This window comes from Pedobacter panaciterrae, assembly GCF_013204795.1.
Taxonomy (GTDB): domain Bacteria; phylum Bacteroidota; class Bacteroidia; order Sphingobacteriales; family Sphingobacteriaceae; genus Pedobacter; species Pedobacter panaciterrae.
This window is the reverse complement of sequence record NZ_JABMKW010000018.1, coordinates 17,388-39,708: the sequence shown is the minus strand read 5'-3', so window position 1 is coordinate 39,708 and position 22,321 is coordinate 17,388. Positions and strand designations below refer to the sequence as shown.

The following is a 22,321-nucleotide window of genomic DNA, read 5'->3' as shown; positions in this document are numbered from 1 at the left end:
TAAATTTATTTAAAGATACGAATTGTTTCATTCTAACAAAAGCTATGCCCCTAGCCTTTTTGTCAGGATTTCTTCAACTTTCTTGAAAAACTGAAGGGGTTTTAAGGTTCTCCATGCCATATCGTCAAGTTCGCCACCAAAATTGATGTAATAATCTATATTGCTGTTACGGAATTCATTGATTACATGTTCCTGGAAATTGATGCCTGTAATCCACCCATCTTCAACTTCCTGAAACCATTCTTCATAATAACTATCTTCAGAAGAATGGAAGTTCAGTACGTTTTCGCCTATCAGTATGAATTTATTTATGCCTTCGTCAATCATCAGTTCAATGATTTCACGTTTCAGAAGCATAATGTCGTTGCCGATGGCATCGTTCCACTCTCCAATAAGCTCTATGACTGCATAATTTCTATCGTAGTCAACATACAGTACTTTAAGATACATTGTACTTGATCCGAAATCATCCCATTGGGGATGTAACAGAAAATTGTACAGCTGCTTGTCGAAATAAAATTCCGAGTACTCAGTGTTGTAGAACGGAGAACGCTCATCTTCTGCCGCGATATAGTCATCACGCCATAGATAGTAAGGCTCTATTTCGTGCATGTTGGGTTATTTATGAGTAGATTCAACCGCTTTGCGGACACTTCCATAACGGATAAGCAGATCAGCAGCATGTTCATAATCTATATTCAGTTCGTCCATTACCATTTGTGTACCTCTGTCTACCAGTTTATGATTGGTTAGCTGCATGTCTACCATCTTGTTGCCTTTTACCCTGCCTAGTTTTATCATTACCGTAGTACTAAGCATGTTTAGAACCAGTTTTTGTGCAGTTCCAGACTTCATTCTGGTAGAACCTGTTAAAAATTCAGGACCAACTACTACCTCTACAGGGAAATCACTTTCAGCAGCTATCGGCCCCCCTTCGTTGCATACAATACAACCCGTTAAAATGCCATTTTTACGGGCAGTGTTTAGTCCGCCGATAACGTATGGCGTGGTTCCAGATGCGGCAAGACCAATTAAACAGTCGTTGGCATCAATTTTAAATTCCTGCAGATCTATCCATGCTTGCTGGTCATCATCTTCAGCATTTTCAACTGCTCTTCGTATGGCAGTGTCTCCGCCGGCAATAATTCCAACAACCCAATCAAACGGAACACCAAAGGTAGGAGGGCACTCTGAGGCATCAACAACACCCAGTCGGCCACTTGTGCCTGCACCGATGTAAAATAACCTTCCCCCGTTTATCATTCGCTCGGCAACAGCAGAAGCCAGTTTCTCTATCTGAGGAATTACTTTTTCCACAGCATAGGGAACTGTTTTGTCTTCATCATTTATGCCCTTTAGAATTTCAAGTACTGACATTTTATCAATATCGTTATACGTTGATTCTTGCTCGGTTACTCTTATCATTAGATTAATTTTTGTTAAAATTCGTGATTTTCTTGTTAAACCAGAAATAATAGGGGAAATCAATTCAAAATAAGGATTTCTTCTCAATTATAAAGTAATAGAAAAAATACTAAACAAATAAAAATCAAAGCGGTTAATTGATTATATAACAGTCTAATTTTGTACCTTTACGGTGCCTTTAGCCATGAAAAAGAATACCCGTTATAATCTCTTAATTGCCCTCACTTATTCAGTTACTTTAATAGGTGGGATGTTTTTTGGGTATAAGTTTCTGAAAGACCAGGGATATACCTTCCAAAAGACAACATATATAGCGGATAATAATGCGCAAAAGGTTGATGAAATTCTTCATATCATTAATAAAAACTATGTAGACGAGGTTAATGCCGATAGCTTAAATAACCTGCCTATTGATAGTTTATTGCATAAACTTGATCCTCATAGCATATATCTTCCACCAGAAAAAGCGAATGAATTTGCTGAATCATTAAATGGAAACTTTGAGGGCATAGGCATTGAATATTACATTTTAAATGACACCCTGCTGGTTACAAATGTAATTAAGGATGGCCCGGCATTTTTGGCCGGAATAAAACAGGGCGACAGAATTATTAAAATAGATACCATTTTTGTTAGTGGCAAGGCTTTGCCAAGAGAACAGATGATTGGTAAGATCAAAGGAAAAAAGGGTACTGCAGTAAAATTAACTATTGTGCATCCTGGCAGTAGCCTGGCAACTGTTTTTACGGTAAAACGCGATAGGGTACTGGTGAGTAGTATCGATGCGTCGTATATGCTTAACAGCGAAGTTGGTTATGTGAGGATCAGTAAATTTGGGTCAGATACTGATCGTGATTTTGTGGAATCTATAAAGTCGCTTAAATCTGAAGGGATGAAAAAGCTGGTACTTGATCTTCGGGACAACGGGGGAGGCTATTTAACGGCGGCAACGGGGCTGGCTAATCAAATTCTTGAGGAGAATAAATTAATTGTTTATACCGAAGGAAAACATGAGCCGCGCACAGATTATGTGGCCACAGGTGGAGGTGAGTTTGAAGATGGTAAACTAGTGGTGCTTATTAATGAAAACACGGCATCGGCCAGCGAAATTCTGGCGGGCGCGGTACAAGATCTAAACAGGGGGCTTATTATCGGTCGCCGTTCTTTTGGTAAAGGACTTGTTCAGGAGCAATTTCCTTTTGTAGATGGATCTGCATTGAATTTAACAATTGCACGTTATTATACTCCATCTGGCAGAAGTATTCAGAAATCGTATAAAGATGGTTATAAAGCTTATCAGGATGAGATAGAGAATCGTTTTAATGATGGAGAGCTTACTGCTTCGAAAAAAATTGTTAAAAAGGATAGTATAAAGGGCAGACTAGTAGGAGGTGGTATCCAGCCAGATATTTATGTAAAAATGGATACTATGGGTTATAACAAATGTTATACTATGCTGGCGTCTAAAAAGATATTGTTTGATTTTGTTTATGATGTTTTAGCCAGCAGATACTCTGCACCATTTATTGAGCAGAATCTGGCTACTTTTAATGTCAGTGAAGCAGACTATCGTGACCTGCTAAAGTATATTCAGAATCGTAATGTTGTTGTTGATCAGAAACAGCTGGCTTCGGCAAAACCACTGATCCTAAATGATATGAAGGTGCTTTTATGTAAGTATCACTTAGGTGATGCGGGTTATTATAAAGCGCTTAACCTAAGTGATGCTATGGTAAAACAGGCGTTAAATAGCTTGCAGTAAGCTTATTTCTGTCTGAAATAAATCTGGATTGGTACTCCGCTAAAATCAAAATGTTCACGAAGCTTATTCTCGATAAACCTTTTATAAGGTTCTTTAATGTATTGAGGTAAGTTACAGAAGAAAGCAAACATTGGAGATGTTCCATTGATCTGTGTGATGTATTTTATTTTGATGTACTTTCCTTTTAATGCAGGTGGCGGATAGTTTTCTATGATCGGCAACATTACATCGTTTAATTTAGATGTTGGGATTTTCTTGCCTCTGTTTTTATGTACTTCTAAAGCGGTTTCAATAGCCTGGAAAATACGTTGTTTAGTTACTACTGAAGTAAATACAATTGGCACATCAGTAAAAGGCTGCAATTTCTGACGAATCTGCTCTTCGAATGCTTTTACAGTTTTATTGTCTTTCTCTATTAAGTCCCATTTGTTTACAAGAATTACGATACCTTTCTTGTTTTTCTCTGCAAGGTGGAAAATATTCACGTCCTGCGATTCTAAACCTTCGGTTGCATCAACCATTAAGATCACCACATCGGCTTCTTCTAAGGCTTTAATTGTACGCATTACAGAATAAAACTCAATGTTCTCTTTTACCTTGGTTTTTTTACGTAAACCGGCAGTATCGATAAACATGAATTCATGTCCAAACTGATTATAATGAATGTGTATAGAGTCTCTGGTTGTACCTGCAATTGGAGTAACAATATTTCTGTCTTTACCAATCAGTGCATTGATTAAAGAAGATTTACCAACGTTTGGTCTACCTACGATTGTGATTTTAGGAAGCGTGTTTTCTTCTTCAGGAAGATCTTCAAAGTTTTTGATCACATCATCAAGAAGATCACCTGTTCCTGATCCTGTCATAGACGAGATAGGGTAGATTTCGCCAAGGCCAAATCCGTAAAACACCGCAGCTTCGTTTTGTAGTTGTGTATTATCAACCTTGTTTACTACTGTAAATACAGGTTTTTTACTTCTTCTAAGTAATTGCGCTATTTCGTCGTCAAGATCTGTAATGCCTGTGGTTACGTCAACCATAAACAATAATACACTTGCTTCTTCAATAGCGATAACCACTTGCTCGCGGATAGCTGCTTCAAAAACATCTTCAGAGTTTGCTACGTAACCACCAGTATCAATTACAGTGAATTGTTTGTCAGTCCATTCAGCTGAACCGTAGTGACGGTCGCGGGTTACGCCGCTAAAATCATCGACAATGGCTTTACGACTTTCTGTTAAGCGGTTAAAGAGGGTAGATTTGCCTACGTTTGGTCTTCCGACGATTGCGATAATATTGCTCATATTGTGTTGTGAATTGTATTAATTATTAAGGGGTTGCAAAGGTAAGCTTAATTTTCGTACCCGAAACTTTTTAAGTAGTTCTTTTTACTGCGCCAGTCTGGAATTACTTTTACAAAGGTTTCAAGAAATACTTTCTGATCCAAAAATTTCTCAATATCCTTACGTGCTTCAGTTCCTACCTTTTTAAGACTTGCACCTCCTTTGCCTATCAGTATGTTTTTTTGAGAATCACGTTCTACTATAATTTCAGCACTGATTTTGGTGATATTTTCTTCTTCTTTAAAGGCAGTAATAACTACTTCCGTACTGTAGGGTATTTCTTTTTGATAGTTGTTAAAGATCTTTTCTCTGATGATCTCAGATACAAAGAATCTTTGGTTACGATCTGTAAGGTCTTCTTTATCATAAAACGGCGCATGCTCCGGTAAATGATCTAATATCATGGTAAGGATGCCTTCCAGGTTGTATTGATGAAGTGCTGAGATGGCATATATGTGCTTTGGATTTAATTTTTCCTGCCAGTATGCTGACTTTTCTTCTACCTGTTCCTGGGTTGCATTGTCGATCTTGTTGATTAACACAATCATTGGAATAGTAGTATTGATGATTTTCTCTAATACATCATTCTCGTCGTGCTGCTCGTTAATGTCGGTAACAAACAGGATTAGATCTGCATCAGTTAGTGCTCCTTTTACGGAACTCATCATAGAATCCTGCAGACCATATCGAGGTTTTATGATGCCCGGCGTGTCAGAAAAAACTATTTGATAATCTTCTTCATTAACAATTCCTAAAATACGGTGGCGGGTTGTTTGGGCTTTCGGAGTGATGATCGAAAGTTTTTCGCCCACCAGGGCATTCATTAAGGTAGATTTACCCACATTGGGCTTACCTATGATACTTACAAAACCTGCTTTATGCGACATAAAAATATTTTTTGAAATAAATTTGCACCGCAAAGAAACGAATTATATCTTTGCATTCCAATTCGGAAGAAGAGTTAAGGATTTAGCAAAAACTACCAAATTGTATATAGTGCGGGGTGGAGCAGTTGGTAGCTCGTCGGGCTCATAACCCGAAGGTCATCAGTTCGAGTCTGGTCCCCGCTACCAAAAGATTCGCAGTTTTAATTAAAACTGTGGCAATCAAAATGGCCCGTTCGTCTAGGGGTGAGGACGCCAGATTTTCATTCTGGAAACAGGGGTTCGATTCCCCTACGGGCTACAGCGACCGCTTTAAAAAAATGAGCGGTTTTTTTATTAAGAAAGACATAGTGCGGGGTGGAGCAGTTGGTAGCTCGTCGGGCTCATAACCCGAAGGTCATCAGTTCGAGTCTGGTCCCCGCTACCAAAAGGTTCGCAGCTTTAATAAAGCTGAGGCAACCAAATGGCCCGTTCGTCTAGGGGTGAGGACGCCAGATTTTCATTCTGGAAACAGGGGTTCGATTCCCCTACGGGCTACTAAAAGCGATCAGAAACGATCGCTTTTGTCGTTTTCATCCATTTCATGGAACAGGGGGATCGTGCCGATAACTATCGGACGGAACTCCTACGGGCTTCGGAAAGCGATCAGATTTGGTCGTGTTTTCGGATAAGAACTGCAAGAATTTCATTCTGGATCCTTCAAGACGGACGATTATCCTACTATTTACGATTTATTTACAAAGTTTACATTTTTATTTACAATCCGAACCACTCGACCCGAAAAATATCAAAGTAGATTCGCTGAATCAATTTGAAAAAATATGAAAAATAAAAAAAATGTCACCTATGCGATGATCTTCGTATTGGTTGTAGTAAGCGGGCTAGTATTTGCCAATCGTAACATTAAAACTGAAACCGGTCGGTCTTCAGAACCGTTGTCCATTGCAAACAAGAAAGTCGCACTGGATCCCAGGAAACAATGGGAGGGAACTCCTGACGGTATAAAATATAAGGTATGGGAGGCATCTCCTGAAGGCAAAAAGGTGAGGGGCAGTCATGATAAAATAAAGGGCTACATCGAGTCTTTCGCGAATATGGAGGCCGTGGTCACCTCTGTTACTTTTCATCGTGAAAATGCAAAATCAGGAGGGCCAAAATGGCTTATCGTGAAGATTGATGGCGAACAATACATGATGCAATTTACTCCTAAAGAGTTTCAGCCGTTAACTAGCCTGAAAGTGAATGACAAAATAACTGTAAAAAGCCGCAGCGCAGGGAATTCGCCAAGTCATCCCTATTTGATTGTATCAGGGGATTATATTGAGCAAAATGGTAAGGTACTTTTTAAACGTGATTTCAGTAAAAGTGACCGTTGCTAAGAGGTAGTTGCAATAGCTAGATCATCTTCGATGTTCGCCAAATGCATTAAATCGTCCTGAACGGGGTTCAACAAATGTAACGCTTGGACGACAAGTCTCGGTGTTTAATCAACATCGAGGCTTTTCCCATTCAAGACTCCTTCCGCATGCTTTGTTTAACTTTTTCCCTGTGCTGCTCCCCCCAGCTACTTAGTTCAGCCAACACATTTTTTAAGGTCAGGCTATAACTGGTCGCCTCGTAAACAATACTTACCGGTTGGGTAGGATACACATTCCGCTTGATGAAGTCATTCAATTCCAAATCTTTTAATTCTTTAGCTAGGACCTTGGAGGAGATTCCGGAGACTTCATTCTGAATTTCATTGAAACGCTTGGATGATTGTACAAGTGAAAGGATCAAAGCCAACTTCCATTTCCCATTTAGCACATAGAGGGCGTCAAGAACATTTCTAAGTGAGCCCGCGCATTCTGTCTTGCTTGGTATCGGCTGATTTTTAATGACTTTCATAATAGCAAAGATAATCACTTACCCCGATGTAAGCGCTTACCTTTGGGTAACGACTAACTTTTTATCACCTCCTAGCCCTAGCTTTGCCCTTGATAATTAATCAATTTTATGAAACATATCCTTCATTTAAAATCAAGTATACAAGGTGCGACGTCGTACAGTATTAAATTAGGTCATGCCATTGTTGAAGAAATTCAGGAAAAGTATCCGGGTAGCATTGTTGAAGAGTTAAACCTGGTCGATATTGAAATACCACATCTCAAACCTGAAGTCCTCCGTGCATTCTTTATTCCCAGCGATGAGCTGACCAAAGAAGAAAAGGAATCTATCCTGCTTTCTGATCATTTAGTTAAACAATTATTCGCTGCAGACATCATTGTAATTGGGGCACCACTGATTAACTTTACTATTCATTCAGCACTAAAGGCATGGATTGATCATATTACCAGGGCAGGAATAACTTTTGGATATGGTGAAAACGGCCCTATCGGAAAGGTTACAGGGAAAAAAGTTTATGTAGCTATGTCATCCGGTGGCGTTTATTCAGAGGGACCAGGGAAAGCCAACGACTTTGTTGCCCCCTATCTGAAGGCTTTTCTTGGGTTTTTAGGTATGACAGATCTTACCGTATTCCGTGCGGAAGGACTAAAAGTGCCGGGAATTAAAGATTATGCTTTGGATAGAGCAATTAAAAGTATAAAGATTAATTAAGAGTATAAAGACTAGCAGTAATCTTATGGTTACTGCTTTTTTTTATGACCGATTTTCTGATTCTCGTTTTAAATACCTAATATCCAGGTCACATCAAAAGCATCAGTTACTTCAATTAGCACCTGTTCTTCATAATTCCTGTACGATAGGCCCCTGTGGCCAGATTTTATTTTCTCAATAAGTATTTTCCTATCATCTGTATTTTTACAACGTAAAAAGATAGAAAGATAATTCCCTATTTTTCTTCCTTCGTTGTGGACCAGATCCGAACCGTGAATAACTATACTATCAGAAACTAACGAGCCACTAATGACCGGTTTTTCTGTAAAACCCTGTAATTCCCTATCAAATGTTTCAAAATGCAGGGTTCCGCCAAAGCAGGTTTGGTAAAATGTGAGTGCCCTTTTACAATTCCCGGAAAATGTGATAAAGATTCCACTTATTAATTTATTACTATTCTTAACTAACATCCTATACTGAATTATGCGTCGGGAATTTTTATTGGGAGGGAAAAAGCCTGGAATACCTTCTCCAGGCTTGCCATAATTACCCGATGTAATGAAACCATATTATCTTTCATTTTTTTAAAGCATAATTGATCAATCAATTATTTCTTTTTTGTAATTGCTTTCTCCTCATTCTCCTTTTTCCTGAATGCCACAATTCTTTTAATTAGCTTTTCAGGGAGCGGTTTATCTATTGGAAATTGGATAACAGCCTTGCTTGTTTTGTACCCTTCCAGATCAGTCTTAAAATGTGCCCAAAAGGCTTCACTAAAGGGGTTCGATAATGAGATGTGATTAGGAAATGCACAATAGTATATCAGGTAACCATTGTATTTAATACAAGGTATTTGATAACTGATAGTTTCCTCTGCATCTGGTACTACTTCATGAATAGTTTTCCTGATCTTTTGCATTCTTTCGAGCGCTTCGCCACTAAATGCGAGATGGTACTCATCAATCGACTGATAATTTGTTTTAGCCATTGTTCTGAATTTTATTATTATAGATGTAAGAAACCGCGAGGATGCCCAGTACTATTAGTGGCAATAGCATAAACGCGATATTTTGATCTACACAGGCATGACTGATGAAAGCATAGATTAAACTAAAGGCAAGCCCAGCATATGCCCATTCCTTTAACTTCCCCTGGATTTTAGGCAAAGAGATTGCTATAATTCCAAGTACCTTGCAATATATAAGCGTATAAGCAAAGTAATCGGGATAGCCTAAAGGTTTTGTACCTGCATTTACATATTCCGGTGCAAATAGCACTGTACCCAGTGGCATTACACCTTCCCAAAGTATGAGGATTGATGTAGCCACCCAAAAGATTATTTTATTCTTTTTCATTTTGTTTAATTTTATTATAACTAATTATTTGCTCTCTACGTATTTCACAAAATTGTTTAAAATAGCCTGCCAACCTTGTTTCTGAAATTCAGGGTCGTTCTCAGTTTCCGGATCAAAAGTTGTTGCAAGTATGGTTTTACCGTTTTTCTCTGTAAATAATGTTGTCGCAGTTCTGCCGTCAGCCATGGTATAAGCTATTTCTTTATACAATTCAACCTTGTCATAAGTGCCTTCAAAATCAAAACCGAAACTGCCATCTTTAGCTTCCATTCTATTTTTAAACTTTCCGTTTATGCGGAGATCGTTTTCGCTGCTTGGCGTATGCCAGCTTGGGTCAGGGGTGTTCCATTGGATAATGTCGGCTGGTGTATTCCAAGCCTTCCATACTTTTTCTACGGGAGCATTCACTGTTGCTTCTACCGTAATTTTTGTTTGTTCTGCCATCATTTTTATTTTTAGTAATTGATTACATTACAAAGATGCTACAGACTCCGAAACCTGGTCTATTGTAAAAACGACAAATTAGAGGTGAATTACGACAAAAGTATATACCTTTAGTTAAGTCAAAATTATATGCAAGTTTCAGTTTTCGTTCCACAGTATGGAGTAATAGAAGCTATTACCCCAGCATTCAGGACCTTTAACACGGCCAATGAATTTTTAACGACATTTGGTAAAAAGCCCATTTTCAAAGTAGAGTATGTAGGCTTAAATGAATATGTGCCTGCCAACAACGGCGAATACACCGTAAAAACAGACAGGCTGCTCAAAGATGTTGCCCATACCGACCTGCTCATTATACCACCCACTTTTGGAGACACTAACGCAGGCATCCAAGCTAATGCGGAAGCAATACCGTACTTCAAAAAGCTTCATCAAAGCGGCTCCAGCCTTGCAAGTTTATGTATAGGTGCTTTTTTGCTTGCAGAAACAGGCTTGCTAGATGGAAAAAAATGCTCTACCCATTGGGCACATATAAGCGAGTTTAGAGAGAAATATCCACAAGTAGAAGTAGAAGATGGTGCTATCATTACCGAACACAATAACATCTATAGTAGCGGTGGCGCAAGTAGTTTGTGGAATTTGATCTTGTACCTGGTAGAAAAGTTTTCGGACAGAGAAACGGCTGTGATGATCTCCAAATATTTTGCTTTAGATATAGGTAGAGACAGCCAGTCGCAGTTTGCCATTTTCAAAGGACAGAAAAACCATGGTGATGCAGACATTCAAAAGGTACAGAGTTATATTGAGATAAATTATGAAGACAAAATAAGTATTGAAGATTTGGTGAACCTTACAAATGTTGGACGAAGAACTTTTGAACGAAGGTTTAAGGATGCAACAACTAACACACCAATGGAGTACATACAACGGGTAAGAATAGAAGCTGCCAAGAAGTTTTTTGAAGCTTCAAGAAAGAATGTGACAGAAGTAATGTATGGTGTAGGTTATACCGATACCAAAGCATTCAGGGATATTTTCAGGAAGATAACAGGCCTCACTCCAATAGAGTACAGAAATAAGTTTGCAAAGGTTGCGAATGAGGTATAATTACCTTTTTAGTAAAGTTGAACTAATACCTTACTTCCCAGACATGTGTACCAGATTTAACATCTCTGACTACCCAAAACTTGCCGTCTGATATTGCTTTTAATGATCTTCCGTCTTTGATTATCTTGTCATTTTCTGTTTCTTTTGGCAAATAAACTACTCCTGTGGTATTGGGTGGAATAAGGGTTTTTAATTGAAACTGTGCTGTGGTTTTAGTAAAAGCAACATTGATTTTTCCATGTAAGGTGGATAACTGGAGCTCGGCGGAGTGAAGTGTGCCGGGCTGGGGTTTTATTTGTATGGTTCCGAAAGCAGGCGTTAACGGTTCGACTCCCATAAGTTTCCTGACAATAATATTAGCAGGAGCAGCACCCCAGGCATGATTCCAGTCCTGATTGTTTTTGTAATCCGTGTCCCAGGCTTCTGTTGTCATGGTTGAACCAGAACGGAGCATATTATGCCAGCTACGTTTGTCGGTTGAGGTTAACAACTGTAACCCGTATTCTGCTTCATTTGCATTATAAAGTGCATCCAGCAGAAACTGTGTTCCATAAACGCTGCAGGCCATTCCTCTTGAGCGGATGTGGGCTATTACTTTTGCCTTGTTCTCAATTGGTACCAGGTTAAAAGCAAGGGCAAGCATATTAGCATGTAAGGAGCTGTGCATGGTATCCTCACCATCTTTTATCGTTCCTGTGTCCGGGTTTATAAAATTATGTTGAAAGGCCTGTTTTACTTTGTTGGCTTGCTGCCTGTAAAATGTAGCATCTGCTTTTTCTCCTAATGCCAGGGCCAGATCCCTCATGCAAATCAATGCTTGATAATGAAAGGCATTTACTACGGCATTATAGTCTGTAAAAACAAAACCATCCGTTTCGCCAGGATAGGAGGGTGGCAATCCAAAACCTCCTTTTTGCGGCCAATCTACAATGTCTTTAAGTACCTTTTCGCCATTAAAGGTAGAAAAATGGATGGATTTGGTAAAGCTACTATCTTGCTTGCCAGTTCTTGTACTGATTAGGCCATCAGGCCTGGCAAGGGCAAGCAACAGTTTTGGTTTTAATTGAGGGTAAAGAAGCTTTACGGTCCTGATGTCGCCAGAATACAGGTAGTCATTCCAGGCAATCAGCAGGTTTTGTAATGACCATTCAGTTGGCCAGGTAGCATGATAAATTAGATAATCCAAAGATCTTTTAGCCATGTTAAATTCAGCATCGGAAGCATAGTGCGACAGCTGATTAATTAACGCATCAGCTTCGTAGGGAATCCGCTCACGGTCGCCATCAACGTACAAGCCTGTAAATGAGGTGGCTTTAATGGTGTGCTTAGAAAGATCCCATATTTGGTTTAAAAGGGCGTCGGAACTTTTAAATGATGAGGCTTGATCATTAAAAGGATAGTTTACAACATAACGTTGTACCTCAATTATTGCTTTATCATTCTTTTCAAGTTCCACATATCGGAAGGGAAGCACCTCCCCGATGTAATCTGGCATTAGTATGGCCTTAGATCCGGTGTTACGTTCGTCGGCTAAAAATTTAAGATCATAATTATGTTCTCCCTTTTGCAAGACTAGCTTTAATAAACGGTAGCGGATGGTCCCTCTGGGCTTTCTTTCGACGCGACCTGTGGCATCTATTGTTTCACCCACGTGGATTTGCAAGGTATCTCCATCAGCTGCTGATTTGATGCGCATTTTTAATTGAGCAAAGGCATCATTCCCAAAATCATATAAAGTGTTAAGATTGTTTAGTTGCTTATTTAGAACCGGTTTTTCCAATGATTTTACAAGGGGTTGATGAGCAGTCTGATAGGGCTTTATTATACTGTCGGTAATAAAGGAGATGGGTTTTGAGTAATCACTTGGGGTTTGTTTATTATTCCAGACCTTTACTTTCCAGTAATAAACAGTATTTGGTTTAAGCTTCTGACCACGGTAAATGATTCCCGTCTGTTGGTTTTGAATAACTTTTTGTGAGTCCCAAAAATCTCCTTTATTCGCTTTAAGATTGTCTGGGGACGATGCCACAAGAATCCTATATGCGGTTTGGGAACTGCCATCTGAATTATCATTTACTACCCAGGAGAAATATGGGTTTTGATTGGCTATAAGTGCCACTTGATAGGTGGAGTCGGATTGCTTTGCTTCCTGAAGTGATAGCGCTGCCGGCACTCCGTTTTTCCATACTTTATCAGCATTCAGAAGCAAATCGACCCTCAAATCTGAAGGAGGATTAAGCGATTGTGCATTTGCTTTTAAGGAGGAGATTAATAAAACTATAGCGAGGAACAGATTGCTTAAAGGGTGCATATGGTTTACTTGGTTTTAACAATAATAAATAATTAATTTACAAAATGACCCATACTTTAGATAATCCCATCTACAATGCTTTAAATTCGGCTCATAGTGCTTTTTCGAGCGGTACAGATCAGGTAAAATATTATCTGGAAGATATTGCTTCATTTGCAGGTCTGAAGGATAATTCTAAGCTTGATTTTGAAGCGCTTTATGAAAACAGTGCCTTGGAAAGCCTGTTTATTGTTTTTACACCCGCTGCTGTCGATATTCCTGATCAGTGGAAAGTTATTGCACAAATTGATATGTTTCAGATGATCTATGAATCTAAAGAGATTCCGACAGGAACCGACATTGATTTTGTAGATTTGGATAAATCACACGTTAATCAGATGACGGCTCTTGTGGAGTTGACCCAACCAGGGCCATTTAGAGCAAGAACAATTGAGTTTGGAAATTATACAGGTGTATTTAGTGGTGATAATTTGATTGCCATGGCAGGGCACCGGCTCAATCCTACACCATATACTGAGATTAGTGCAGTGTGCACTCACCCGGATCATCTTGGTAAAGGTTATGCCTATCAGCTGCTTCGCGAGCAGATCAAAAGGATATTGAAGAAGTCGGAGATTCCTTTTTTACACGTTAGAAATGATAACTATGGTGCTATTATGCTGTACAAGAAGCTAGGGTTTGATATAAGGGCTGATATGTTTGCCTATGTTATAAAGAAGACAACAAATAAGAGCCTTTCTGACGATTAGAAAAACTCTTATTTGTTGCTTCAGTGTGTAACTATTTTTTAATGTATTTTAATAGTCTTTTGAATATCTCGGTGTTAGCATATACGCCTCTGAAATCATCTGAATGAGGGCCATAAGCAAACACCGGGACTGGAACAGCTGTATGGTCATTTGTAGAGAATTCGCCCAATACATAGCCTGATTGGATGTCGCCATCGAGAAGTGTTAAGCCTCCGGTTTCATGATCAGCAGTAACCACAATAAGTGTTTCGCCATTACTGTCTGCAAATTCAAGTGCTTTGCCAATTACTTTGTCAAAATCAAGGTTTTCGGTGATCACTTGCGAGACATTGTTTCTATGGCCACCGTAGTCTATTTGAGCGCCCTCAAGCATCATGAAAAGACCTTTTGGATCTTTGGCTAACTGTTGAGTAGCTTTTAAGAAGGCTTCGGTTAAGAATTCTCCGCGGCCCTCAATTTTTGGTCTTGTTTCATTATCGGGAACAAGTCCAACCAACTTGTCTGCATTGCTTTTTTTGAAATCTTCAAAAGTATAGGTCACGGTATAACCTTTCTTTTCTAATAATTCAACAGCCGTTGTACCGTTTAAGGTTTTCTTAAAATTGGAGATGCCAGAGCCAAGGAACATATTGATCCCCGAAGCATGCATATCTTGTGCTATTTGAGGCTCCATTGAACGGTCGGGCTGATGCGCATAGAATGCTGCAGGAGTTGCATCGGCAAGATCACCCACAGAAATAACTGCTGTTTTTTTACCTTCTTCTGCGGCGTACACAGCTAATGATTTTAATGGCTTTTCTGTTGAATCTACTCCAATTGCACGGTTATTTGTTTTTTGTCCGCCCGCCATTGCTGTTCCACCTGCGGCTGAATCGGTGATGTAAGTATCTGCGGCATTTGTAACAGAAACACCAATGTTGCGCATCTTAAATAAATTGAGCTGACCTTGATTTGCTGTAAATGCAGAGTATATTTGGGTAAGCCCCATTCCGTCACCAATTAAAAGGATGACATTTTTTATTTTTCCATTCTTGCCATCAGATTGATAGGTTGGCTGGTAGGTTTTGTGGATTTCCTTATTGATATAAATGTTTTTGGCCAGGTCTTTTATGAAATTTCCAAGTGATTCGACAGCATCAGTGCCTATTAAATCTACATGAAGATTCATTAATGCCAGCCAAGAGCTTTTTGTATCCGGAGTAGCCCAAAACCGGATCTTTTTTCCTTCAGCATGAACACTATCTATAAGGCCTTTGACCCTTGTGTAGTCGGCATGCTCCAGTCTTCCTTTTCCATTCCATTTACTATATGCAGTGAATGGAAAGCTTACTAATTCTACGTGTTTTGATTCTTCAGGCGTATGTTGTAATGGCCATTCTCCATCAAAATAGATATAATCAGGATAGTTTTTGTAGTCGTTTGGTTTTGGTCTGGAACCACTTATTGTAATGGTTAACTGGCCAGGATGGGTGCTGGTTTTAAGGAGGTCTTTATGAGGCTCCAGTTGCTTGATTAATATAGCTAAAGCGCTTGGATAATTTTCTTTAATGTCGATCAGTAAATGAAGCTTGCGTTTCGGATCTTTCTGTAGGGCTGCTATAGCTGGTTTAATATAGGTGCTATATAGTGTAACTGAGGGATTAACATGCTCTTTACTATGTGCAACGAGCAATTCATTGTTTATCGGAAAAATATCGGCCTCAATAGAGCCAAATCCTTTTTGAAAAGCTCTTTGAAAAGGAATGTCATTTTCATAGTCGTTATGAGAATGAGCGTTTAATAAAGAGTATGAAGGCTCTTTGTCAGATGCCTCCTGAGCCTGAGAATAATTAGCACTAGCGGTTAATAAAAGCGCAAAAAGGCCCGCTTTAATAATTTTTTTGATCGGTTTTTCTGTTTTCATTCTAATCTGTTCTTGTTTGCAATATGGTTGGTATTGCATTTATGTACGTTTAGCATTGATGTGATCTATTTGTTGGATCTACTTGCAGATCAGTAATGTAAATCTAACAAATGGTTTGGTTAGGTAGCTGATGATTTTAATAAAAGCAAAAGGGTGCACGATATTATCGTGCACCCTTTTCAGTATTACCTTGTTTACCAGCCTGGGGTTTGTTTGTAAGCACCGTTACTTCTGGTGATTTCATCCGGACTTATTGGCCATGCCATTTTTGAAGCATTAAAGTTGCGTGCGGGCCATACTTCCTTTACTACGAATGGAGAGTTTGGATTAGTTTTATCTGAATGATTACGACCATGAAGGGGAGCATTAATTTTAGCGAAATCTCCCCATCTCTTTAGATCCTGTAATCTATCAGTCCACTCACAAGCCAATTCAACACGACGTTCGTGTTTCAAATCATCTAAAGTGGGTGTGTTTATTGAGGGTAGGCCAACTCTTGTTCTAAGTTCATTTAGAGGAGCCGCGGCCTCTCCATTTTTACCTTGTTCTATTAATGCCTCAGCTTTAAACAAAAGTATTTCAGCATAACGTATTAAAGATAAGTTAAGCATGGTGGTTGGATAATCACCACTAGGGTTAATCTTATCATTTGAAGATGCATCCCCATCAGACCCATAACCAAAAGGCTCCATGTATTTATTGATTTGGAAGCCAGAAAGACTATTGGTAGAAAAATATGATCTTTCCTGCCCAAAGAATTTGAACTTATCTCCAAATTTCAAAATAGTAACTTCACGTCTAGGGTCATTTGCTTCATATTCGTTGTACAGCTCAAGTGTTGGTTGGAAGTATCCCCAGCCATTATAGATTCCCCAGCCCTTATTTTCAAGACTTACACCTGGGAATTCTGACCCTCCATCTACTCCAGAAGTAACCGACCATATATATTCAGAACTCCAGTTGTTGGCAATTGTAAACACGCTTTGGTAGTTCTCTTTGCCGTTTGCCTTTCCGGTAATTAAAGCACGGTGCCCTTCATTCTTTATTTTATCGCAAAGGGGTGGAACTAATTGCCATTTAGCTTTATCGAATTGTGCCCAATATGCATAGGCTTTTACCATATATGCCCAAGCAGCTGCTTTATGCGCTCTTCCACGGTCTCCGGCACCATAACTTTCAAACAATGGTAATAAATCTGCTGCCTTTTCCAGATCAGATATAATCTGCGCATAGTTGTCGGTTACTGATTTTAGCTGAGGTGGTATTCTTTTGCCATATTCAGGATTTTCTACAGCATCAAATGGAACGCCCTGATCTTTATGCCCCCAGATGTAGGCGATCCAAAAATGTGCGAATCCCCGAACAAAATATGCTTCTCCTAAAGACCTATTACGAATGGCTTCGCTTGCCTGGCTTGCTTTTGGGATTTCTTTAATTGCATCATTTGCTTTACTCAACATCCAATATAAGTCATTCCAGCCGCCTGTTAAATAACCTTCTCGACCACTAGGGATAAAGTTTTTGATGTTTTCTCCATCAGCTTTTGTTCTTCCTACAATAAGATCATCACTTGCATTTTGTACCCAGAACAAGTCTCTTCCCCAGGTTGATTCATAGCGCATTGGAACATATAAAGCTGCTACACCTTTTACCAACTCAGCATCTGTACGCCAAAAAAATGCGGTTGATGGCTCTCCTGTGGGTTTATTGTCAACCCAACTTTTTTTACAGGCACCTAATGATAACAACAGTAAGGCTGTAAGTATATATTTAAAATTCTTTTTCATAATTGAATTGCTTTGATCAGAGTTTAAGTTTTAGTCCAAATGTATATATGCGAGATAGGGGAAATTGCCCTCCATCTAACCCTATGCCACCAACCTCAGGATCCATTCCTGTGTATTTTGTGAAGGTAACAAGGTTGTCTGCGCCTACGAATATTCTTAAGCTTGATTTAAACGGCATGTTTTTAAAGGTATATCCCAAAATAACACTCTTGATACGTAGGTAATCTCCGTCTTCAAGGTACCAATCTGATGCAGTTTGGAAGTTTTGGTTTTTATCACTTGCAGAGATTCTTGGAATGTTTGAACCCGTATTTTCAGGTGACCATGCATCAAGAATTTTATCCCATCTGTTGTAACCTTGCTCTGATCCATTAAGCGTAGATTGTTTAAATGCATGGAAAAGTTTTACACCGCTAACACCTTGTAAGAACATACTGAAGTCGAAGTTTTTCCAAGCTAAATTGGTTGTAAAGCCATAGGTTAGTTTTGGAGCTGCACTTCCCATATATGAACGGTCGGCATCATCAATTTTTCCATCATTATTTAAGTCTCTGAATTTAAAATCGCCCGCTTTTGCATCAGGTTGAATTTTCTTTCCATCCTTTACATATGCATTTGCTTCTGCATCTGATTGAAATATCCCCTCATTTTTTATCAGCCAATATGAATAGTATGGTTGTCCAACTATTGAACGAAATGGTCTTAATACCGTTCTCCAATTATCAGTATGCAGCCAGAAAGATTGGGGATTTTCATCAATGTATTCAACTCTGTTTTTTAGAGTGGCAATGTTTGCACCAAAATCATAACTCAATGCTCCGGCATTATCTTTCCATGTTGCTGCTAACTCATAGCCTGTATTCCTTATTTTACCCTGATTAATTAAAGGCGCCCCCAAACCGAATGTATTGGTCCATTCAGTATCCTTTTCTTTAATCAGGTCATATGTTAATTTGTTAAAATAATCCCCTGTTATTGATAATCTCTGGTTCAGAAAGCTAAAATCAAAACCAATGTCTTTCTGCTCAGAGGTTTCCCAGGTTAATTGAGGATTAAACAGACTTCCTAAAGAAAGAGAGTTGCTTCTTGGGGCTCCATCCCCGATCTGATTTGTGTAGTTAGCACTTAGTCGAGGATAGCCATATCCAAGATCCTCTATTGAGGCCATATTGCCAATTCTTCCCCAGCTGGCACGGAATTTTATTAAATCAACTCCATCAATATGAAAGAAGGGTTCTGAACTTAATTTCCAGGCAGCAGTCACTCCTGGAAGTCCTTTACCGCGATAATCTTTAGCTATACGACCGGCCATATCGTAACGATAGCTTCCTGTTACAAAATAACGGTCTGCCCAGCTGTAGGAAAGTCTCCCTACATAAGATGCATTTCTATCATATTCGTATTTGTCCTCAGGTTTGTTCTGATCAAATATAGTCGCGTTGATAAAATATTGAGCCCACTCTTCTTCAGTCTCGAACCCTTTGCCTATTACTTTTAGTCTGCGGACTCCCTGATCTTGTGCAGTCATCGAAGCCATCGCGCCAATACTGTGTCGGTTAAAGGTTCTGCTATAGTTAGCAGTGTTTTCCCATATCCAATGGAAGTTGTTGTTGGTTTCGTAAGTTAGCGTATTTTGCGAGTTTGGTTTTCCTGGCTCTGTTCTTTTTGGTTCAAAATTTTTCCATAAAGAATTGGTTTTGCGATAAGAGAAGCGAGATAGAACACTTAAGCCAGGTATAATGTCTGATACAGATAATTCCGTAACTGACTGTAAGTCGTTGGTTTTATTGTAAGGCTTGTTTCTAAGTAATGTTGCAACTGGGTTAATTACATCGCCGTGAATACCTAAATAATTAGAATCTCTTGGACCAACGCCTCCGAATGACCCATCTGGATAATATGGCGTTGCAGAACTTGGCATATAAATGGCAGAAAGAATAGTTCCTGAATAGCCGCTTTCTGTTTCCGTTCCCCTGTTGTCATTGTTATTCCAAAATACTTCTTGTCGCAGCTTGATGTTTTTGGTGAATTGATAGTTAGAGTTAAAACGAAGGGAGAGATTTTGATTATAAGTGTTTAGCAAAGTTCCTTCTTCTCTTTCATAACGTCCTTGGATCAGGTTGGAGAATTTTTCAGTACCAGCATTAATACTAACATTATGTCGTTGGATTAATCCAGTCCTGAAAATTTCATTCATCCAATCAGTTCGGGTTACTTGCGCATATGGATTTTTCGTTATATCCCAACCTTCTGAAGGATTAGATCCGGAATTTGTTAAAGCAAGGTTAGCTACTTTTGCCTCGTTTTCGGCAGTTAAGGCATGAGGTAGGCGCCATGCATTTTTTAGTCCCGTAAAGCCACTATATTCTACACTTGGACTTCCTTGTTTAGCTTGACGAGTTGTAATTAGGATTACCCCGGCAGAGCCAGAAAATGCACCATAAATTGCAGCAGACGCAGCATCTTTCAAAATTGTTATTGATTCAACATCAGCTGGATTGTATGGCGCGTTTGGAACACCATCTACTACGTACAATACATTCTCATTTTTTCTGGAACCGACGCCCCTAATTGTTATTTTTGGTGACTTGTTAGGGTGGCCTCCGTCGTTAATTGCCGTTACTCCGGGAACTTTACCCTGAATCATGGAAGCAACGTTTAATACAGGCCGATCTTTAATCTTATCCATATCAGGAACTGTTGCAACAGCAGCGGAAAGATCTTGTTTTCTGGAAGTTCCATAACCAATTACCACAATCTCATTTAAAGATTGTCTGTCAGTTTTAAGAATTACATTTAAACTAGCTGAATTTCCTACTGCGATCTCTTGTGCTACATAGCCCATGTAGCTGAAGACAAGTATTGACTGATCATTGTCGACAGCAATGCTATACTTTCCTTCTAAAGTTGTCGCAGTTCTTTTATTTGTTCCTTTTAACTGAACGGTTACACCAGGTAAAGGGCCCACAATATCATCTGCGGTTACTGTACCAGTTACAATACGCTCAATAGGCGGTGTGGCTGGTTTAGGTGGTGCGGGCTTTTCATCAATGATAAGGTTATTGCCAATTTGTATGCAGCGGAGATTGGTTTCATCTAGAATCAGCTTTAAAGCTGTCTCCATTGAGATCTGGCGTGCACTAATGCTGGTTTTTTTTTCATTTCTTTTAATTAGCGCCTCTCCAAAGGAGAACTTTATGCCAGTTTGTTTCTGAAGGGTTTGAAAACATTCTTTTAAACCTGCATTTTTAAGTTTTAGGTTTAACTGTATCTTGTTCAAATCCTGACTATTAGCGCTGTTTGCAAACAACATTCCTGTTAGGGTAAGTTGTACAATTAGTGTGATTGCAGATATCTTCATAATAAATCTGATACATGGGTGGAGGTACAATCCTTTTTGCATATTTTTGTTTGTTTAGTAGGTTTTTTCCCAAAGAAAATGGGGTAATAAATCTGTTAGCCTTCTGAGGTTTTACTCAGATGCGAATCCTTTAAGTCTTGAGGCCTCGTAAACCAATGACTAAATGGATTTCTAGTGAATTCGCCCTGTTTAACAGGGCGTTTTTTTTTGGTAGCTTTTTCTGTTTACATAGTTTGATTTTTAATTAGTTAGAAATTATAATCTGATCGCCTTGCAGCTTATATTTAAAACTTGCCGCTTTACCCATAATGTCCATAATTTTAGTTATAGATTCGTTTAAAGAGCAGGTGGTATTTATACGATAATTAGACAGCGCATCTGAGGAGATATGGATCTTTACATTGTAGCAACGTTCTAGTACCGCAACAACATCTGCTAAACGTTGATTGTTGAATGTAAGATTTCCATCTTTCCATTGTTCAAGTTCCTGAGTCGAGATTTTAGCTAAGGTTGCTTTTTTTGTTTTTTCGTCCCAATTTACAAGGTTGCCCGGGGTAAGAACGGCAACTGAGGTTAATTGTTTTTTGGTAGGGTCGGCCTGTCTATCCACGCTAACTTTTCCTGTTGCCACGCTTACTTCAACCGGATTTCCCCTGAATGCTTCTATTTTGAAAGATGTGCCAAGAACCTTAGTTTGAATATTATTGGTATGAATTATAAACGGTCTGGCCGGATCTCTTTTTACTTTAAAAAATGCCTCGCCTATTAGTTCGATTTCTCTGACATTAGAGAATGTTTTAGGGTAGCATATTTTACTATTTGAGCCAAGATAGATTACTGTTCCATCTGATAGGGATACTATTGAACGCTGACCTTTTGGATTATAAGATTCTATAATAGCAACCTTAGCACTTATTTCTTTTTTATTTTTTGAAAGTTGGTAAAGGCCAAACATAAGCGGAAGAACTAGGATTGCTGCATATTTAATCCATGTTTTTGGCCAGAGTTTGCTTGTTTCAGGAATATTTTCATTATTGTTTTGAACCTTTTGCATCAATTGCTGGCGGTAGGTTGCCATTGCATGAATATTCAATTCAGGCTCTTCCATCTCCTGCCAGGCTTCATCAAGAACTTCACGAAATAGCTCTTCCGATTCCGGTTGTTTCAGGAATTGCTTTACTTGCTCCAGTTCTTGATCTGTGCAGGTGTTATTTAAATACTTTTTAAGTAATAATTTGTTCAATTTGGTTTGCTATTTGGGCCTTCATTAGTGAATACGTAAAAAAGGAAAA

Annotated in this window: 19 protein-coding genes and 4 tRNA genes; 9 read left to right on the top strand and 14 right to left on the bottom strand. The window is 39.0% G+C overall.

Annotation, left to right across the window (positions count from 1 at the left end; genetic code table 11):
- Positions 1-42: 42 nt before the first annotated feature.
- Positions 43-612 carry a hypothetical protein gene (locus HQN86_RS15855; RefSeq protein WP_172661913.1) on the bottom strand — a complete coding sequence of 190 codons (570 nt, stop codon included), beginning with the start codon at positions 610-612 and terminating at the stop codon, positions 43-45.
- Positions 613-618: 6 nt separating this feature from the next.
- Positions 619-1,425, bottom strand: coding sequence for an N-acetylmuramic acid 6-phosphate etherase (gene murQ, locus HQN86_RS15850; RefSeq protein ID WP_172661912.1), 807 nt, complete (start codon positions 1,423-1,425; stop codon positions 619-621).
- Between the two features lie 184 nt (positions 1,426-1,609).
- On the opposite strand from murQ, the gene HQN86_RS15845 reads away from it, so the two are divergent.
- Positions 1,610-3,187 carry a S41 family peptidase gene (locus tag HQN86_RS15845; protein WP_172661911.1) on the top strand — a complete coding sequence of 526 codons (1,578 nt, stop codon included), beginning with the start codon at positions 1,610-1,612 and terminating at the stop codon, positions 3,185-3,187.
- 2 nt (positions 3,188-3,189) lie between these two features.
- On the opposite strand, the gene der is transcribed toward HQN86_RS15845, so the two are convergent.
- A complete protein-coding gene (gene der / locus HQN86_RS15840) occupies positions 3,190-4,491 on the bottom strand; it encodes a ribosome biogenesis GTPase Der (protein ID WP_068887998.1) in 1,302 nt (433 codons plus the stop codon).
- Between the two features lie 47 nt (positions 4,492-4,538).
- Positions 4,539-5,417: a GTPase Era gene (era, locus tag HQN86_RS15835; protein ID WP_048903657.1), complete on the bottom strand. Its 879-nt coding sequence runs from the start codon at positions 5,415-5,417 to the stop codon at positions 4,539-4,541.
- Positions 5,418-5,527: 110 nt separating this feature from the next.
- Here era and HQN86_RS15830 point away from each other — a divergent pair.
- The 5 genes from HQN86_RS15830 (at position 5,528) to HQN86_RS15810 (ending at position 6,793) form a co-directional block, all read left to right on the top strand.
- A tRNA-Met gene (locus HQN86_RS15830) sits at positions 5,528-5,603 on the top strand.
- Between the two features lie 40 nt (positions 5,604-5,643).
- Positions 5,644-5,715 (top strand) — tRNA-Glu (locus HQN86_RS15825).
- Positions 5,716-5,765: 50 nt separating this feature from the next.
- Positions 5,766-5,841: transfer RNA gene (locus tag HQN86_RS15820), tRNA-Met, on the top strand.
- Between the two features lie 38 nt (positions 5,842-5,879).
- Positions 5,880-5,951, top strand: a tRNA-Glu gene (locus tag HQN86_RS15815).
- A 284-nt stretch (positions 5,952-6,235) separates the two neighbouring features.
- Complete coding sequence (locus HQN86_RS15810) at positions 6,236-6,793, top strand: hypothetical protein (protein WP_172661910.1); 558 nt, start codon at positions 6,236-6,238, stop codon at positions 6,791-6,793.
- 130 nt (positions 6,794-6,923) lie between these two features.
- Here the strand turns inward: HQN86_RS15810 and HQN86_RS15805 are convergent, their stop codons facing one another.
- Entirely contained in the window at positions 6,924-7,301 is a 378-nt protein-coding gene (locus HQN86_RS15805) for a winged helix-turn-helix transcriptional regulator (RefSeq protein ID WP_172661909.1), read from the bottom strand.
- Positions 7,302-7,409: 108 nt separating this feature from the next.
- Here HQN86_RS15805 and HQN86_RS15800 point away from each other — a divergent pair, with 108 nt between their 5' ends.
- Entirely contained in the window at positions 7,410-8,012 is a 603-nt protein-coding gene (locus tag HQN86_RS15800; protein WP_172661908.1) for an FMN-dependent NADH-azoreductase, read from the top strand.
- Between the two features lie 68 nt (positions 8,013-8,080).
- On the opposite strand, the gene HQN86_RS15795 is transcribed toward HQN86_RS15800, so the two are convergent.
- The 4 genes from HQN86_RS15795 to HQN86_RS15780 all read right to left on the bottom strand — a co-directional run bounded on the left by HQN86_RS15795 (position 8,081) and on the right by HQN86_RS15780 (position 9,811).
- Positions 8,081-8,482, bottom strand: a complete 402-nt coding sequence (locus HQN86_RS15795) for a VOC family protein (protein WP_172661907.1) — start codon at positions 8,480-8,482, stop codon at positions 8,081-8,083.
- A 137-nt stretch (positions 8,483-8,619) separates the two neighbouring features.
- Positions 8,620-9,000, bottom strand: a complete 381-nt coding sequence (locus HQN86_RS15790; protein ID WP_172661906.1) for an iron chaperone — start codon at positions 8,998-9,000, stop codon at positions 8,620-8,622.
- Complete coding sequence (locus HQN86_RS15785) at positions 8,993-9,367, bottom strand: DoxX family protein (RefSeq protein ID WP_172661905.1); 375 nt, start codon at positions 9,365-9,367, stop codon at positions 8,993-8,995. The genes HQN86_RS15790 and HQN86_RS15785 overlap by 8 nt, the downstream gene beginning before the upstream one ends.
- 24 nt (positions 9,368-9,391) lie before the next feature.
- Entirely contained in the window at positions 9,392-9,811 is a 420-nt protein-coding gene (locus HQN86_RS15780; RefSeq protein ID WP_172661904.1) for an SRPBCC family protein, read from the bottom strand.
- Positions 9,812-9,940: 129 nt separating this feature from the next.
- Here HQN86_RS15780 and HQN86_RS15775 point away from each other — a divergent pair, with 129 nt between their 5' ends.
- Positions 9,941-10,918 (top strand): GlxA family transcriptional regulator, encoded by a 978-nt coding sequence (locus HQN86_RS15775; protein ID WP_172661903.1) that lies wholly within the window; start codon positions 9,941-9,943, stop codon positions 10,916-10,918.
- 22 nt (positions 10,919-10,940) lie between these two features.
- Here the strand turns inward: HQN86_RS15775 and HQN86_RS15770 are convergent, their stop codons facing one another.
- Complete coding sequence (locus HQN86_RS15770) at positions 10,941-13,229, bottom strand: alpha-L-rhamnosidase-related protein (RefSeq protein WP_172661902.1); 2,289 nt, start codon at positions 13,227-13,229, stop codon at positions 10,941-10,943.
- Positions 13,230-13,273: 44 nt separating this feature from the next.
- On the opposite strand from HQN86_RS15770, the gene HQN86_RS15765 reads away from it, so the two are divergent.
- Positions 13,274-13,978, top strand: a complete 705-nt coding sequence (locus tag HQN86_RS15765; protein ID WP_172661901.1) for a GNAT family N-acetyltransferase — start codon at positions 13,274-13,276, stop codon at positions 13,976-13,978.
- Positions 13,979-14,009: 31 nt separating this feature from the next.
- On the opposite strand, the gene HQN86_RS15760 is transcribed toward HQN86_RS15765, so the two are convergent.
- From HQN86_RS15760 to HQN86_RS15745, 4 genes are all read right to left on the bottom strand, one after another.
- Entirely contained in the window at positions 14,010-15,881 is a 1,872-nt protein-coding gene (locus HQN86_RS15760) for an alkaline phosphatase (protein ID WP_172661900.1), read from the bottom strand.
- Between the two features lie 194 nt (positions 15,882-16,075).
- Positions 16,076-17,668, bottom strand: coding sequence for a RagB/SusD family nutrient uptake outer membrane protein (locus tag HQN86_RS15755; RefSeq protein ID WP_172661899.1), 1,593 nt, complete (start codon positions 17,666-17,668; stop codon positions 16,076-16,078).
- Between the two features lie 16 nt (positions 17,669-17,684).
- Positions 17,685-21,029 carry a SusC/RagA family TonB-linked outer membrane protein gene (locus HQN86_RS15750; RefSeq protein WP_246269658.1) on the bottom strand — a complete coding sequence of 1,115 codons (3,345 nt, stop codon included), beginning with the start codon at positions 21,027-21,029 and terminating at the stop codon, positions 17,685-17,687.
- Positions 21,030-21,273: 244 nt separating this feature from the next.
- Positions 21,274-22,272, bottom strand: coding sequence for a FecR family protein (locus HQN86_RS15745; protein ID WP_172661898.1), 999 nt, complete (start codon positions 22,270-22,272; stop codon positions 21,274-21,276).
- Positions 22,273-22,321: the final 49 nt, after the last annotated feature.